Here is a 16343-nt window from a genome sequence, read left to right as displayed (position 1 = left end):
GAAACGTTGTGAACACAGCGAAAGAGCTTTTAGCTTAATTATTAATTGCTTTGAAAGCCGGGTCCTCGTGACTCGGCTTTTTTGTTTTTGCCCGATACGAGGAACTAGATGCGATTTATAACTCTATCAGGTAGTATTTGTGACACGAAAAAGATGTAGAGCGATGGAATCATGCTAAAAGTTGCGATCAACGGATTTGGGCGTATTGGACGTAATGTTTTGCGGGCAGTCTATGAAAGTGGCAAAAGCCAAGATATCAAGGTGGTAGCCGTTAATGAGCTAGCGCAGCCTGATGCGATGGCACACTTGCTTCAATATGATACTAGCCACGGTCGATTTGGTAAGAAGATTACTAACGATCAGGAGCATATTTACGTTCACCATGAGAGCGGAGAGTTTGATTCCATCCGTATTCTTCATCTGGCAGAAATCGATCTTCTACCATGGAGAGATCTGGAAGTGGATTTAGTGCTGGATTGCACCGGTGTGTTTGGCTCTCAAGCTGATGGTCAAGAGCATATCAAAGCGGGGGCGAAGAAAGTCTTGTTTTCTCACCCAGGTGCCAGCGATCTCGACAATACCATTATCTATGGCGTTAACCACGATACGCTAACAGCTGACCACAATGTGGTATCTAATGGTTCGTGTACGACCAATTGTATTGTACCGATTATCAAAGCCCTTGATGAAGCTTTTGGAATCGATTCAGGTACTATCACTACTATCCACTCTTCGATGAATGATCAGCAGGTCATCGACGCCTACCATTCTGATCTCAGACGGACTCGTGCAGCCAGCCAATCGATCATACCTGTAGACACTAAGTTGCATAAGGGTATTGAAAGAATCTTCCCGAAATTTTCTAACAAATTTGAAGCAATTTCAGTACGAGTACCAACTGTAAACGTCACAGCCATGGATTTGAGCGTCACAATTAATACAAATGTGAAAGTTAATGACGTAAATCAAACCATTGTTAAGGCTTCTCAGTGTACATTACAGGGCATTGTTGACTATACTGAAGCTCCGCTCGTTTCCATCGATTTTAACCATGATCCCCATAGCGCGATCGTCGATGGCACTCAAACCCGTGTCAGTAATGGCCATTTGGTTAAGATGTTGGTTTGGTGTGATAACGAATGGGGATTTGCGAATCGTATGTTAGATACGGCACTCGCAATGCAAGCCGCTCCCCGTCAAATTTGACGCTGCGATGCTACTTTTTAGGGAAACGCAGATTAGCGGCGATGGAGAAATGTTTATTTCTAGCCTTGAAATAAATAGTGATACACTCCATATCTAAATCAGTTTGAAGAATTATTGGGCTTGGCAGGGTCGCCGGGTCTTAAAAACTTTACTTTTTGAATATTTGAGAGGACACATCATGTCTGTAATCAAGATGACTGACCTGGATCTAGCAGGTAAACGTGTATTTATCCGTGCGGATCTAAACGTACCTGTAAAAGAAGGCAAAGTAACTTCTGATGCACGTATTCTAGCATCTCTACCAACAATCAAGCACTGTCTAGAAGCTGGTGCTAAAGTTATGGTTACTTCTCACCTAGGTCGTCCTACTGAAGGTGAATACGCAGAAGAGTTCTCTCTACAACCCGTCGTTAACTACCTAAACGACGCTCTAGATTGCGATGTTAAACTCGCTAAAGATTACCTAGATGGCCTAGAGCTAAACACAGGTGAGCTAGTCGTTCTTGAGAACGTTCGCTTTAACAAAGGTGAAAAGAAGAACGAAGAAGAGCTATCTAAGAAATACGCAGCGCTTTGTGACATTTTTGTAATGGATGCATTCGGTACGGCTCACCGTGCACAAGCATCTACTCACGGTGTTGGTATGAACGCGCCTGTAGCGTGTGCTGGTCCTCTACTAGCGGCTGAACTTGAAGCACTTGGCAAAGCAATGGACAACCCAGAGCGCCCACTCGTTGCTATCGTTGGTGGTTCTAAAGTTTCTACTAAGCTAACGGTTCTAGAGTCTCTATCTAAAGTTGCTGACCAACTTGTTGTTGGTGGTGGTATCGCGAACACATTTATCGCTGCAGATGGCCACAACGTAGGTAAGTCTCTATACGAAGCAGACCTAGTTGAAACGGCTCAAAAGTTAATGAAAGAGTGTTCTATCCCAGTTGCGACTGACGTCGCATGTGCGAAAGCATTCGATGAAAACGCAGAAGCTGAAATCAAGCACGTTTCAGAAGTGGCTGACGACGACATGATCTTCGACCTTGGTCCAGAATCAACAGCGACTTTAGCTGAAATCATCGGCAACGCGAAAACTATCCTATGGAACGGCCCTGTAGGTGTATTTGAATTCAAAAACTTCGAAGCGGGTACAAAAGGTATCTCTGAAGCAATCGCTCAGTCTGCAGGTTTTTCTGTCGCAGGTGGCGGTGATACGCTAGCAGCTATCGACAAGTTCGGTATTAAAGCTGACGTTTCTTACATCTCTACGGGTGGCGGTGCATTCCTTGAATTCGTGGAAGGCAAAGTATTACCAGCAGTTGCGATGCTTGAAGAGCGCGCTAAGTAATTAAACGAAAGCGGGGGAGTGACTCTCCCGCTTTCTGGTTTGCTGCAAGTCTCATTGTTCTTTGCTAGAATGACGCACGTTGTGAGCAAACGTTTGCAAGAATTTAAACTTAACAAGTTTTATTTTTAAAACGACAGATAAATAGGATTACATCCATGTCTAAGATCTTCGATTTCGTAAAACCAGGTGTTATCTCTGGTGATGACGTACAGAAAGTTTTTGAAGTAGCAAAAGAGAACAACTTTGCTCTTCCGGCAGTAAACGTTGTAGGTACTGACTCAGTAAACGCAGTACTTGAAGCAGCAGCTAAAGTTAAAGCTCCGGTTGTTGTTCAGTTCTCTAACGGTGGTGCAGCTTTCTTCGCTGGTAAAGGCATTAAACTTGAAGGCCAAGGTGCGCAAATCCTTGGTGCTGTAGCAGGTGCTAAATACGTTCACGCAGTTGCTGAATCTTACGGTGTTCCAGTAATCCTACACACTGACCACGCAGCTAAGAAATTACTACCATGGATCGACGGTCTTCTAGACGCTGGTGAAGAGTTCTTCGCACAAACTGGTAAGCCACTATTCTCTTCTCACATGATTGACCTTTCTGAAGAGTCTCTAGAAGAGAACATCGAAATCTGTGCTAAGTACCTAGAGCGTATGGCTAAGATGGACATGACTCTAGAAATCGAACTAGGTTGTACTGGTGGTGAAGAAGATGGCGTTGATAACTCTGACATGGACGCTTCTGAGCTTTACACTTCACCTGAAGATGTGGCTTACGCATACGAGAAACTAAACGCTGTTTCACATCGTTTCACTATCGCAGCTTCTTTCGGTAACGTACACGGTGTATACAAGCCAGGTAACGTAGTTCTAACTCCAACAATCCTACGTGATTCTCAAGCATACTGTGCTGAGAAGTTCGGTATCGCACCTAACGCTCTAAACTTCGTCTTCCACGGTGGTTCAGGCTCTACTGAAGCTGAAATCCAAGAATCTATCGGCTACGGTGTTATCAAGATGAACATCGATACTGATACTCAGTGGGCAACTTGGGATGGTATCCGTAAGTATGAAGCTGAAAACCGTGATTACCTACAAGGCCAAATCGGTAACCCAACCGGTGAAGATGCGCCAAACAAGAAGTACTACGACCCACGTGTATGGCTACGCGCAGGCCAGTCTTCAATGGTAACTCGTCTAGAGAAAGCGTTCGCTGACCTAAACGCAGTAGACGTACTATAATTCTCCGGAATTCAGTACTCTGTGAAGTTTGCAAAACCCGCTCAATGAGCGGGTTTTTTTGTGTTTAGTGTATTTGTTTTATGAATGGGCTATTCCTCACTTAAAAGAGTGGCGAAACTGAAAACCATTGCGTAATCTGTAACGAGCCGATATCAGTTTTTTCTGATAACTCTTTGTTTTTGCTTTCTTTGCATAAACGTCACTTTATGAACCGTCAAAATTGATATATCGTGCCAAAAATCTGACACAGTTTCAGGTTAGCTATGAATACGACTTCGTCTATCAATCATAAAAAGTCGTGTGACTCATAAGATCCACACATTTTAGAGGGTATACATTATGGCAGGAAATTCGGTGGAGATTGAAACTCCATTAGTGGATGGATTAGCGCAGGCTGAATCTTGGATTAGCAATAATTCTGACCTGTTGATCCAGTATGGTGTGAATGTTCTTTCAGCCATTCTGATTCTATTCATCGGTAACATTTTTGTTAAGATAGTGGCGAACAGTGTCGCTAAGATGCTGAAAAAGAAACATATGGATAAAGCGGTTATTGAGTTTGTCCATGGTTTGGTACGTTACTTATTATTTGTGATTGTACTGATTGCGGCTTTGAGTCGTATCGGGGTCCAAACCGCCTCTGTAGTAGCTGTTATCGGTGCGGCAGGCTTAGCGGTAGGTTTAGCGCTGCAAGGGTCGCTGTCAAACTTTGCAGCAGGTGTACTGATTGTTGCTTTCCGCCCATTTAAATCTGGCGATTACGTCGAAATTGGTGGCGTAGCAGGAAGTGTTGAGTCCATCCAAATCTTTCAAACGGTTCTGACGACTCCGGATAACAAGATGGTTGTCGTGCCAAACGGTAGTGTTATCGGCGGCCCTATCACGAATTACTCGCGTCATGAAACTCGTCGCATCGATTTGATTATAGGTGTGTCTTATAGTGCGGATCTGCAGAAAACCAAAGCGCTTTTAACCAAGATCTGTGAATCTGACGAGCGTATCCTTAAAGATCCTGCTGTTCTGGTTGGCGTGCATACGTTGGCGGATTCTTCAGTGAACTTTGTGGTTCGACCATGGGTTAAGACGTCTGATTACTGGGGAGTGTATTTCGATCTAATGCAAGCGATTAAAGAAGGCTTAGATCATGAAGGCATTGAAATTCCGTTCCCGCAAATGGATGTTCACCTCAACAAAGTTGAATCCTGATTGGAAAAGCGAGGCCTAGCCTCGCTTTTTTATATCTCAATGACTGAGTTGGGGATAGCTTGCAATAGTTTCGGCAAGGAAGTGCCAGCAATGCCTATGGTCAGTTCAGGGTGACCGGGTGTGTAGAGGATTTCCGAGTGCTGGTATAAGGCACGTTCTACGACAATCGAAACATGTTCAGGCATACCGAAAGGACAAACAGCGCCGGGAACACAGCCCAGCAGCGCTTTCATTTCTTCATCGCTGCAAATGGAAGGTCGCTTCCCCAAGACTTGCTTGATGGCTTTACTATCAAGGCGTGCATCTTTGTGGGTCAGATACAGCGCATGTCCACCCCCTTTCAATTTCAGAAACAGACTCTTGCTATGGGTACCTGTCCAACCAAGTTGTTCAGCGACACGCATATCAGTGGCGAAATCGAGAATGGGCTCATGGCGCCATTCTTTAAAGCTAACTTCATGCTGTTGAAGAAGGTTTAGGTTGTACTGATAGATTTGCTCTAATCGTTCCATGTAACTATCCGTGTTTATTGATCAGTTCGTTTATAAGCATCAAAGCAATCGTGAACATCATTATAGCGACCGCAATATCAAGCCCTTGTTTTACTCTTGGTCTTGATAAGGTTGGACCAAGCTTCGCAGCACCGATCGACAAGGTGTAGAACCAAACAAAAGAGGCCATGATCGTACCTAATGCAAACGAAATTCGATCTTGTCCTTCAAATTGTCCACCAATTGAGCCGAGGATCACCACAGTGTCAAGGTAGAGGTGAGGGTTAAGCACGGTAACTGCCAGAGCCCCGAGAATCACCGCTCTGCGACCATGCTCTACGATTTGACGCTTGGACTCAGAAGCTCTATTCGTTTGCATGGCGCTGTTGACTGACAGTAAGCCATAGAAGGTCAGAAAGGCAATGCCGCCTAAGGTGACGACCGTGAGCAGAGTTTCATTTTGTGACAGGACTGCACCACCGCCAAATATGCCTAGCGAGATGAAGATAACATCGAGAACGCTACAAATAGTGGCGGTCGTCAAGTGATGGTTTCTCTTAATACCTTGGTTGAGAACATAGGCATTTTGCGCACCAATTGGAATAATCATGCTGGCACCTAGCCCAAAGCCCTGTAATAACACCCATAGATTCACGTTTTTCTCTCCAGTGAATTGCGAATACGAGCGTTGAGAATAGAGTCAGTATCTTGATAAGTATAATTAATGATTTTAATCTATTATAAGTTTTACTTATTTTGGCGGTGCTATGCGTGGGTTGGATTACAAATGGATAGAGGCTTTGGAGTCAGTAGTGACTCAAGGCAGCTTCGAACGTGCAGCGGAAGTGCTCTACATCTCCCAGTCTGCGGTCTCACAGCGTATTAAGCAGTTAGAAAAGTTTCTCGCTCAGCCCGTTCTTGTTCGCGAGCAGCCTCCTAGAGCAACAATGGTGGGTAAAAAGCTGTTGGGCCTTTACCATAGGGTGCAATTGCTAGAAAGTGAGCTTGTACCTGAATTAACTAATAGTGATTCAGAGCGCCCGCTGGCGATTTCTATCGCCACCAATGCCGATAGCCTGGCAACTTGGCTGTTGCCTTCGTTACAGCAGGTACTGACAACGCGGAACATTGAGCTGAGACTGGCAGTACTCAATGAAGTTAGGGCAATAGAAAAGCTCAAAAGTGGCGAGGTCACTGGTGCAATTAGTCTAGAATCTCGGCCTATTCCCGGATGTCAGGCGGACTATTTAGGAAGAGTTGATTATGTCTGTGTGGCAAACCCGCAATTCGTCGAGCGTTATTTCCCCAACGGCGTTAACTATGAATCTCTACTGCAAGCCCCAGCAGTGGCATACGACCAGCATGATGATCAACATCAGCTGTTTTTAAAAGAGCATTTTAATATCTTGCCAGATAATGTCCGGACTCATCGCGTTGCCAGTTCAGAAGCGTTTGTCAAAATGGCCCTGGCAGGAGTCGCGTATTGTTTGATCCCAAGCTTTCAGATCCAAAAAGAGTTAGCGCAAGGGAGATTGGTCGACATCTTACCCGGGTTCTTAAGTTCATATCGCATCTATTGGCATCACTGGCAACTCGAATCGGGTGTATTGGAAGAAGTGACTCAATCCATTGTTAATTATGCGAGAAATGTGCTGTCGAGCTAGTACTTGGTTAAAGTTCTGTCAGAACATCGAACTAGACTCCTCATACAGCATCTAAACGCTATGATGTATGTGATTAGTTAAATAAGGTGAACAATAATGAAGATAGTTTCTAGCCTGGCAATTGCCGTTTCAGGCCTGGTCAGTATTGGTGCATACGCTGATACGCCTAACTTCCCACACCTAGCTACGACCGGATATGGTGAAGTTGTTGCAAAGCCTGATATGGCGAAGTTTACGGTTCGTGTGGTCGAAACCACCATGACGGCAGAACAAGCCAAGCAGACAGTCGACAAAGTAGTGACAGACTTTCTGACTAAACTGAAAGAGCAGGGAATGCGTGCTGACAACATCACCAGCTCTAATCTTTATATCTCACCACAATACCATTACCCGAAAAATGGTAAGCCTGAGTTAGTGGGTTACCGTGCTTCTCGCACTGTTAATGTTACTGTCGATGAATTGGCGAACTTGAATCAGTATCTGGATATTGCGCTGAATTCGGGCATCAACCAGGTCGAAAACATTCAGCTTAAAGTGAAAGATCAGGCTAAATATCAAGAGCAAGCACGCCAAGCCGCCATCAAGGATGCCAATAGTAAAGCCGAGTCACTGGCCTCTGGTTTTGGCAAAGATATCAATGGTGTGTGGCGAATCGATTACAATATGCCAAGCTCTCAACCCGTGCTCATGCGCTCTATGACGATGGATGCTAAAGCAGAATCCAATACTTATCAGGATTCATCTATCGTGATCCGAGATCGAGTTGACGTCATTTATCAGTTGGATTAAGCAATGAAAGCACCTTTTTACACCTAAGGTGCTTTAATAGAGTTGTTATTAACCGCTTTTTATTATGGTGTGTACGGTTGCACATTTTATTTAAGAGCTTTGGTGGTGAGGTGTTAACAAAACATCTTTTGGTATCAATCGGTCTAAGCTGAATAGGAATATCACAGCATTCGCAGCCAATTCATGATGATCGTCGAACTTCTCCCACGCAGTCATCGCTTATACCAATATGTCCTATTGCTTGCTGAGAGTCGTGAGTTTGCTTCGGGAGAGTTAACGCCTTGTATGAGGTAGGCTTTATGGTCTGTGTCTGTGGTTAGTAGTTTACCATCATGATGGCACACACCACGATAAGTGTGATGATATGGCTGTGTATGAATCAAAGACGCTCGGATTAAATTGAGTCTTTGTGTGTAAAAGTAGTCATGGTATTGCTTAAAACCTCGTTTGATCTTCTGGATTATACGTCTTGTTCGATTGTGGTTTGTATCTGTTCCATTGAGCGATGAAGATGACGATCAAACTGCTTTGTTGCTTGCTCGGTGTCCTTTGCTAGAACCAATTTCATGATGTTTTCACACTCATCAATCTCAAAACGACGTGTGTCCAGTCCATTGTTGCGAGCGAAATAGCGGTAACGCTTGATTTGATTGATAAGATCAGTGAAAAACTCAAACATGTTGCGTGAATTTGAACCTTCAAGCAGCGTGATATGGAACTGATGCAGGCGTTCTTCCCACTCTTTCCAGTCATAATCATCGTTAGGCAAATCTATTCGTGATAGTTTATGAAACGATGTTAAAACTTCGAGCTCCCAGTCTTCACTTCCTGAAAGAATCGATTTTTTCAGTAGCACAGCGGCGACGGTTCGTAGGCTTTCGTAAAGATCGGCAAGTTCATCCACAGATACTGGTGATACCCAGCAACCTTTTTGTGGCTCGAGACTGACATACTTTGTCCATGAGAGCTGCACTAGTGCTTCTCTAATTGGTGAAGCCCCCACGTGATATCGGCTTTTTAGATCGGCGACTACTAGCTTCTGACTCGGTTTGAGCTCTCCACTCAAGATGTCTTGGTAGATCATTTTCGAGACTTTGTTAGTCAACGTTGGGCTAGACACTATCCTTTCCTCACATGCATAAATACAGCGTTATATAAAACGGGCGTGAATTTAATGGTACGCAATACTTTGAGCGATAATACAGCGTACCAAATAGTGAGACAAGAGGAAGGGATAAAAAAAGAGGGCCGAGGCCCTCTTTAAAAAGTGAATATTTATTCGGTTCTTATAGAACGTGAACAGAAGCTGTGTTTGTTGTACCAGAAGCAACTAGAGCACCAGATACCATAACAACGATGTCACCTTTGTTACCTAGGCCAGATTCAAGTGCGAGTTCTTTACCTAGTACGTAGAATGCGTCAGTGCTGTCGATTGAATCAACCAACACAGGGCGAACACCTTTTGTTAGCACAAGCTGAGCTGCTGTTTTTGCATTGTTAGTCAGTGCAAGGATGTTTGCTGTTGGGAAGTACTTACGTACTGAGCGAGCTGATTTACCACCTTCAGTTGCAACAACAATCAGTGGAGCTGCTAGTTTTTCAGCTGTGTCTACAGCGCCTTTACATACTGCTTCTGTGATACGTAGACGAGGGCTATCAAGGCGAGAACCTAGCTCCGCTTTTAGTGCTGCATCTGTGCGATTTGCGATCTGAGCCATGATAGTTACCGCTTCAACTGGGTACTTACCTTTGGCTGTTTCGCCAGAAAGCATGACAGCATCAGTACCGTCCATCACTGCGTTCGCAACGTCGCCTGCTTCTGCACGAGTAGGACGTGGGTTGTTGATCATAGAATCAAGCATTTGAGTCGCTGTGATAACCATCTTACGAGCACGGTTACATTTCTCGATCATCATCTTCTGAGCGAAGATTACCTCTTCCGCTGGGATTTCAACACCTAGGTCGCCACGAGCAACCATGATACCGTCAGACAGCTCTAGGATCTCATCGAAGTTATCAACACCTTCTTGGTTTTCGATTTTAGAGATGATGTGGATGTTTTCACCGCCGTTAGCCGCAAGCACTTCGCGAATTTCTTTTACGTCAGACGCTTTACGGATGAAAGATGCTGCAACAAAGTCAACGCCTTGCTCACAACCAAACTTAAGGTCGTTCTTATCTTTTTCAGATAGAGCAGGTAGGTTTACTGAAACGCCAGGTAGGTTAACACCTTTGTTTTCGCCTAGTGCACCGTTGTTCAGTACCTTACATTTCACTTCAGTTTCTGAAGTTGCCAGTACTTCCATTTCGATCAGACCGTCGTCCACTAGGATAGTGTTACCAACGTTAAGGTCTGCTGCAAAACCTGCGTAAGTTACCGCTACTTTGTCTTTGTCGCCCACAACTGAAGTGTCAGTTGTGAAAGTGAACTCCTGACCAGCAACCAGATCAACGTCGTCGCCATTTTCTAACTTGATAGTACGGATCTCTGGGCCTTTAGTATCTAAAAGGATGGCCAGTTGTTTACCAGACTCTTCCATTACTTTACGGAAGTTCGCAATACGAGTGCCATGCTCTTGGTAGTCACCGTGAGAGAAGTTTAGGCGCATTACGTTCATGCCTGCATTTACGAGTTCAGTTAGCTTCTCTACAGATTCAGTTTTAGGGCCAATCGTACATACGATTTTGGTCTTTTTCATGGAAGATATTCTCCGGTCAATAATAGTTACAATCTGAAAGTCATTTATCTCGCTGAAGTCGAGGGTTCCCGCCTGGCATTTCGAGCCTTCTATATACAAGAGAACATCAATGTTGTCGTCGACTTCAGAACTGAAAGTCTTTCAACAAGTTTAGTCATTTTATGACCAAACTGTCTGGATAATACTCAGCATTTCTGTGACTAACCTAGGATATATGCGGTTAGTTGCAAAAAAATAACGGTCAATTCTGTAATTTTTTTTCTTTTCGGTGGCGAATTCTACCACTGATTCACGCCAATATCACTGTTTAAGAATTGTCTTAGGACAAGGTTTTGCCGCTATTTTTTATTTTTTGGTTCAAAATAAATGGACTTTAAAGTTTCGATTTGACTATAATTTCTTTCATAACGAAACTTATTGATTGAAATTAAGATGTCGAAACGAAACACGCAACTAAGAAGGCACGCAATTTCTAATTTGGTAAATGAAAAAGGTGAGGTCAGTGTTGAGGTTTTGTCGATCCAATTTGAGACTTCTGAAGTCACAATTCGAAAGGATCTTGCCTCTTTAGAGAAAAATGGCCAACTATTGCGTCGCTATGGTGGTGCTATCGCATTACCAAAAGAAGTCGTCAGCGATGAATTGAGCGAAAATGTTTCGATTCGTAAGGGTGAGCTCGCCCAAGCGGCAGCCAAGCTGATCCGCGAGCACAATCGCATTGTGATCGACAGTGGCAGCACAACCGCTTCATTGATCAAGCAACTGGATGGTATGCGTGGTTTGGTCGTGATGACCAACTCACTCAATGTGGCGAACGCGCTTAATGAGCTTGAAAGTGAGCCAACGTTATTGATGACGGGCGGGACTTGGGATGCACATTCTGAGTCTTTTCAAGGACAAGTGGCTGAGTCGGTACTACGCTCATATGACTTTGACCAGCTATTTATTGGTGCTGATGGTGTTGACTTAGAGCGAGGTACGACAACATTTAATGAATTGGTCGGCCTAAGTAAAGTGATGGCTGAAGTGTCACGTGAAGTCATTGTGATGGTCGAATCTGAAAAAATTGGTCGTAAGATTCCAAACCTCGAACTGGCTTGGACTTCCATCGATATCTTAATTACTAACAAAGACTTAAATCCTGAGTTCAAACAGCAAATTGAATCTCATGATGTGAAAGTTATTTGCGTATAAAGCTATTTAAAACAAATTAATCAATTTAATCCCGTCAATTTGGCTTTTTTGCTTGCTGTCTAGATTGCGTACCTCGGATGAGGAAGGGATACCAAAAAACGGAGATACAAATATGTGTGGAATCGTCGGTGCAGTAGCACAACGAGATGTGGCTGAAATTCTGGTGGAAGGCTTACGCCGCCTTGAATACCGTGGTTATGACTCGGCAGGTGTTGCTGTAGTGGATGGTGATTCTAATCTGACTCGCCTTCGCCGTCTGGGTAAAGTTCAGGAACTGGCGGACGCTGTGGACGCAGCGGAAGTGGTCGGTGGGACAGGTATCGCTCACACGCGTTGGGCAACCCACGGTGAGCCTTCAGAGGCTAACGCGCACCCGCACATGTCAGGTGATATTGCTGTTGTGCATAATGGTATCATTGAAAATCATGAAGAGCTGCGTGAGCTGCTAAAGTCTCGTGGCTATGTATTTGACTCCCAAACGGACACTGAAGTCATTGCTCACATGGTTGAGTGGGAGCTACGCACTGCTGACTCACTACTTGAGGCGGTTCAGAAAACTGCCAAGCAACTTGAAGGCGCTTACGGTACAGTTGCTGTTGATCGCAAAGATCCTTCACGCATTGTTGTTGCTCGTTCTGGCAGCCCGATCGTTATTGGTTTCGGTGTCGGTGAAAACTTCCTTGCTTCAGATCAGCTTGCCCTGCTAAATGTGACTCGTCGCTTTATGTATCTGGAAGAAGGCGATGTGGCTGAAATTACTCGTCGTGACGTGAACGTGTTTGATCTTTCTGGTGAACGTGTTGAGCGTGAAATCATTGAGTCAAACGCAGAGCACGATGCGGGAGACAAAGGCCAGTACCGTCACTTCATGCAAAAAGAAATCTACGAACAACCAACGGCTTTAATTAACACAATGGAAGGCCGCCTAACATCGGATTCAGTTGTCACCGAAGCTATTGGTGTTAATGCGGCAGAAATCTTGAGTAAAGTTGAGCATGTACAGATCGTCGCATGCGGCACGTCTTATAATGCGGGGATGACTGCTCGCTACTGGTTTGAAGATATTGCAGGCGTAAGTTGTGATGTGGAAATTGCGTCAGAGTTCCGATACCGCAAATTTGTGACTCGTCCAAATAGCCTGCTGATCACTTTATCTCAATCAGGTGAAACGGCTGATACTTTGGCAGCGCTTCGCCTTGCTAAAGAGAAAGGCTACATGGCGGCAATGACGATTTGTAACGTTGCAGGCTCTTCGTTAGTTCGTGAGTCTGACTTTGCTTTCATGACACGTGCTGGAGTCGAAATCGGCGTTGCATCAACGAAAGCCTTCACAACTCAGCTTTCAGCACTGCTAATGCTAGTGACGGCACTTGGTAAGCAGCAAAGCCGTGTAAGCAAAGAGAAAGAAAAAGAGATTGTTGAAGCACTGCATGCATTACCAAAACAGATCAACTCTGCGCTATCGTTTGAGAAAGATATTGAAGCTCTAGCGGAAGATTTTGCTGATAAGCACCACACCTTGTTCCTTGGCCGTGGTGAATTTTACCCGATTGCTATGGAAGCTTCGTTGAAGCTGAAAGAGATATCTTACATTCACGCAGAAGCTTATGCTGCAGGTGAATTGAAGCATGGTCCTCTTGCGCTGATTGATGCTGATATGCCAGTGGTTGTCGTCGCACCGAGTAATGAGCTGCTTGAAAAACTTAAGTCGAACATTGAAGAAGTGCGCGCGCGAGGTGGCTTGCTGTATGTCTTCGCTGATGCAGAGGCGGGCTTTGAAGCTGATGAAACCATGAAGATCATCACGATGCCTCACGTAAGTGACATCACTGCCCCTATCTACTATACGGTTCCGATGCAGCTACTGTCTTACTATGTTGCACTCATCAAAGGTACGGACGTAGATCAACCACGTAACTTAGCCAAAGCGGTAACGGTAGAGTAACTTCAGTTAGACAAATGAAAACCGAGGCATTGCCTCGGTTTTTTAGTTTTAATCTGTTTACATGTTATCCAGCAATGGAATCACTTCGTCCAATTGATTTAAGACGGTTATCTTGCTTTTCAACTCACAAAGAGGTGGCAGAAGATCAGGAATCATCACTGCGTGGCACTCCGCAGCTAAGGCGGCTTTGATTCCGTTGTTCGAATCTTCCAATACTAGGCATTGTTTTGCATCAACCCCTAGCTGGCAATAAGCCATCATATAGCAGTCGGGATTAGGTTTGCCGAGAGTGACATCTTCAGCGCTAATAATGAGATCAAATTGCGCTAAATAGTGACTTGTCCGAAAGTTATGTTCGACATCTGAACGTTGCGAAGAGGTGACGATAGCCGTGAGTAGATCGCGTTGTTTTATAGCACTAAGGAGCGGTTCAAATCCTGGTTTGAGAGGAATACCGTGAGATCTTAGGTTGTGGTAGTGCTGGTCTCTAATGCTTCGATAACGATGTATATCGATAGCGCTTTGAAAGTAGTCTACGAGCTGTTGTTCGCATTCCGGATCTTGTACACCAATAAACTGCTGATAAAAGTCATCAGATATTGATAGCCCTTGTTCCATAGCCGCGAATTGCCAGCTTTGTTTGTAAATAGACTCACTGTCAAAAATAAGGCCATCCATATCGAAGAGTATAGCTTTGAGCATATGAGGTTCTTTCTATAGTGTGGGGGCTCACGGAATGATTAGAATGGGCTCTCTTTACCTAGTTCATTACATATTTCAACGATTGCGAGAGAGAGCCCAGACTTGATTATTTGTTGCTGGCGTTTCAGTTGTAACTGATAAAACTCGAGATCGATATCATCATCCGGTTCCATGACTTCCATATGTACCATGCCCATTTTTTTGACCAGATTAAGCTTCTTTATAGGGTCTAAGATATTGGGGTCGGTAAACTCATAATCGGTCACATCGCTGTTTAAGATGTTTTTGATTTTGATGATATCTTCGATGTCGTGATAAGCATCGTTGGGTAGCACCCCTAAACCAAACAAGAGTTTAAGACGCACTGATAAATCACCCAGTGGGCCTGAATCATGAAGCAGTGGACCGACAACAGATTGAACCGCAAAGTTATCTTTCTGGAAAATGCGCTGCATCAACGCATCAATAGAGTCATTAAACACATCAACAGCAGCAATAAAAAAGCCGCGAACCGAAGGTGCGTTGTTTAATCGCTCTATAATGTCGGTTTCATTTATTTTGTCTGCCATATACTGAACTAAATATCGTTTAATAAGGGGAGAAGAGCTCCCCTACATGTTGTTATAAGGTGTTGAAAATCGACTCGATTTGAGCAACTTCTTCACTGTCTTCACTCAAGCCTGTGTAGCAAGCGAGGGTTTTACTCACACCATGCTCTATTAGTGAGTTTTGTAGCTCGATAGCCTGAGGGTCTTCACTACTGCGGTATTTTAATGCAGCTGCAATTCCTTTTAAAAGTATTCTGTTTTCAGTGCCATACTCGATTGTACCGAGTAATGGTTTGATTAATCTATCGTTTACTCCCAATTTGCGAATGGGTTGGCGACCAACACGATCGACTTCATCGACAAGATAAGGGTTAGCAAATCGACCAAGGATTTTTTCTATGTATGCTTCGTGTAATTGGCGATCAAAGCCGTAGCGACGAATCAGAACTTCTCCACTTTCTTCCATTGCTTGTTTTACATCGGCTTGTATCTCAGGATCTTCTATCGCCTGACGAATCGTTTGATAACCTTTTAAACAGCCCAGATAGGCTGTGATGCAGTGCCCCGTGTTTAGGGTGAACAGCTTACGTTCTACAAAAGCCATTAAATTATCGGTCTTCTCCATCCCATTTATGTCTGGGATTTCACCTTTGAACTGTTGTTGGTCCACAATCCACTCACTGAAGCTCTCTACCGTGACTTCCAGTGGATCATCATTGGCGGCTTCTGCTGGTGGGACAATGCGATCAACTGCTGAATCGACGAAACCCACAAGTAGGTCGGCTTTAGCATGCAATGAATGGTCTAAATGTTTATATACTTCGCCTTTTAAGTGTGTGGTGCCACGAACCATATTTTCACAAGCAATAATATTGAGAGGAGCGTTGTTTCCGGCTGAAAATCTTTTGGTAATACCTGTAGCTATTGTCTTGGCGATAATGTCGAGAACATTGGGCCCAACTGCTGTGGTGACCAAGTCTGTTTTTACAATTCGGTCAATCACATCTTCGCTGGCGGAGTTTACTGCGGTGACGTGGCTAACTGTATCAATCTGACATTGAGTACCAACGACTCTAACTTTGTATTCCTGTTTGTGGCTAAGTTGATCGATAAGTGGGGCATCAACGTCAGCGAAAGTGACGTTTACTTCTGCGTCCGCTAAGAGTTTTCCGATGAATCCTCTGCCAATATTACCTGCGCCAAAATGAACAGCATTCTTCATAATTTACCTACCAATTTCAATTGAATAAAACTAACGACTCTGGGGTGAGGCCAACCGTATAGGGGGCAGTTGACCTCGTTTGCTCTCAGGAGCAAAGTTGTTAAAG

The 16343-nt window shown here is 44.2% G+C and carries 15 protein-coding genes; 8 read left to right on the top strand and 7 right to left on the bottom strand.

Annotated elements, in window-relative coordinates:
* Positions 1–171 precede the first annotated feature (171 nt).
* From epd to mscS, 4 genes are all read left to right on the top strand, one after another.
* A complete protein-coding gene (gene epd, locus OH455_RS04570) occupies positions 172–1206 on the top strand; it encodes an erythrose-4-phosphate dehydrogenase (RefSeq protein WP_045977832.1) in 1035 nt (344 codons plus the stop codon).
* Between the two features lie 178 nt (positions 1207–1384).
* Positions 1385–2545 carry a phosphoglycerate kinase gene (locus tag OH455_RS04565; RefSeq protein WP_045977831.1) on the top strand — a complete coding sequence of 387 codons (1161 nt, stop codon included), beginning with the start codon at positions 1385–1387 and terminating at the stop codon, positions 2543–2545.
* A gap of 155 nt (positions 2546–2700) precedes the next feature.
* Positions 2701–3777, top strand: coding sequence for a class II fructose-bisphosphate aldolase (fbaA, locus tag OH455_RS04560; RefSeq protein WP_006958234.1), 1077 nt, complete (start codon positions 2701–2703; stop codon positions 3775–3777).
* Between the two features lie 339 nt (positions 3778–4116).
* Positions 4117–4983, top strand: coding sequence for a small-conductance mechanosensitive channel MscS (gene mscS, locus OH455_RS04555; protein WP_269980494.1), 867 nt, complete (start codon positions 4117–4119; stop codon positions 4981–4983).
* 29 nt (positions 4984–5012) lie between these two features.
* Here the strand turns inward: mscS and OH455_RS04550 are convergent, their stop codons facing one another.
* Together OH455_RS04550 and OH455_RS04545 are read right to left on the bottom strand one after the other, a co-directional pair.
* A complete protein-coding gene (locus tag OH455_RS04550; RefSeq protein WP_269980493.1) occupies positions 5013–5495 on the bottom strand; it encodes a YbaK/EbsC family protein in 483 nt (160 codons plus the stop codon).
* A gap of 4 nt (positions 5496–5499) precedes the next feature.
* Positions 5500–6129, bottom strand: coding sequence for a LysE/ArgO family amino acid transporter (locus tag OH455_RS04545; RefSeq protein ID WP_269980492.1), 630 nt, complete (start codon positions 6127–6129; stop codon positions 5500–5502).
* Positions 6130–6241: 112 nt separating this feature from the next.
* On the opposite strand from OH455_RS04545, the gene OH455_RS04540 reads away from it, so the two are divergent.
* Together OH455_RS04540 and OH455_RS04535 are read left to right on the top strand one after the other, a co-directional pair.
* Positions 6242–7138, top strand: a complete 897-nt coding sequence (locus OH455_RS04540; RefSeq protein WP_269980491.1) for a LysR family transcriptional regulator ArgP — start codon at positions 6242–6244, stop codon at positions 7136–7138.
* Positions 7139–7234: 96 nt separating this feature from the next.
* Positions 7235–7927: an oxidative stress defense protein gene (locus OH455_RS04535; protein ID WP_269980490.1), complete on the top strand. Its 693-nt coding sequence runs from the start codon at positions 7235–7237 to the stop codon at positions 7925–7927.
* A gap of 460 nt (positions 7928–8387) precedes the next feature.
* Here the strand turns inward: OH455_RS04535 and OH455_RS04530 are convergent, their stop codons facing one another.
* On the bottom strand, positions 8388–9047 hold the full coding sequence (locus OH455_RS04530; protein WP_045977825.1) for a GntR family transcriptional regulator: 660 nt from the start codon (positions 9045–9047) through the stop codon (positions 8388–8390).
* A gap of 166 nt (positions 9048–9213) precedes the next feature.
* Positions 9214–10626 carry a pyruvate kinase PykF gene (gene pykF / locus OH455_RS04525; RefSeq protein WP_006958219.1) on the bottom strand — a complete coding sequence of 471 codons (1413 nt, stop codon included), beginning with the start codon at positions 10624–10626 and terminating at the stop codon, positions 9214–9216.
* A 432-nt stretch (positions 10627–11058) separates the two neighbouring features.
* On the opposite strand from pykF, the gene OH455_RS04520 reads away from it, so the two are divergent.
* Together OH455_RS04520 and glmS are read left to right on the top strand one after the other, a co-directional pair.
* Positions 11059–11820, top strand: coding sequence for a DeoR/GlpR family DNA-binding transcription regulator (locus OH455_RS04520; protein WP_045977824.1), 762 nt, complete (start codon positions 11059–11061; stop codon positions 11818–11820).
* Positions 11821–11932: 112 nt separating this feature from the next.
* Positions 11933–13765, top strand: coding sequence for a glutamine--fructose-6-phosphate transaminase (isomerizing) (glmS, locus tag OH455_RS04515; protein ID WP_269980489.1), 1833 nt, complete (start codon positions 11933–11935; stop codon positions 13763–13765).
* Positions 13766–13822: 57 nt separating this feature from the next.
* Here glmS and OH455_RS04510 read toward each other — a convergent pair whose 3' ends face one another.
* The 3 genes from OH455_RS04510 to OH455_RS04500 are packed head-to-tail and all read right to left on the bottom strand — an operon-like array spanning position 13823 to position 16237.
* A complete protein-coding gene (locus OH455_RS04510) occupies positions 13823–14467 on the bottom strand; it encodes an HAD family hydrolase (RefSeq protein ID WP_269980488.1) in 645 nt (214 codons plus the stop codon).
* Positions 14468–14505: 38 nt separating this feature from the next.
* Positions 14506–15036: an MltR family transcriptional regulator gene (locus OH455_RS04505; protein WP_269980487.1), complete on the bottom strand. Its 531-nt coding sequence runs from the start codon at positions 15034–15036 to the stop codon at positions 14506–14508.
* A 52-nt stretch (positions 15037–15088) separates the two neighbouring features.
* Positions 15089–16237, bottom strand: a complete 1149-nt coding sequence (locus OH455_RS04500; RefSeq protein ID WP_269980486.1) for a mannitol-1-phosphate 5-dehydrogenase — start codon at positions 16235–16237, stop codon at positions 15089–15091.
* Positions 16238–16343: the final 106 nt, after the last annotated feature.

This window comes from Vibrio sp. T11.5 (genome assembly GCF_027587155.1).
Classification (GTDB): domain Bacteria; phylum Pseudomonadota; class Gammaproteobacteria; order Enterobacterales; family Vibrionaceae; genus Vibrio; species Vibrio neptunius.
The sequence above is the reverse complement of the archived record's forward strand: the minus strand, read 5'-3'. Positions and strand labels throughout refer to the sequence as shown.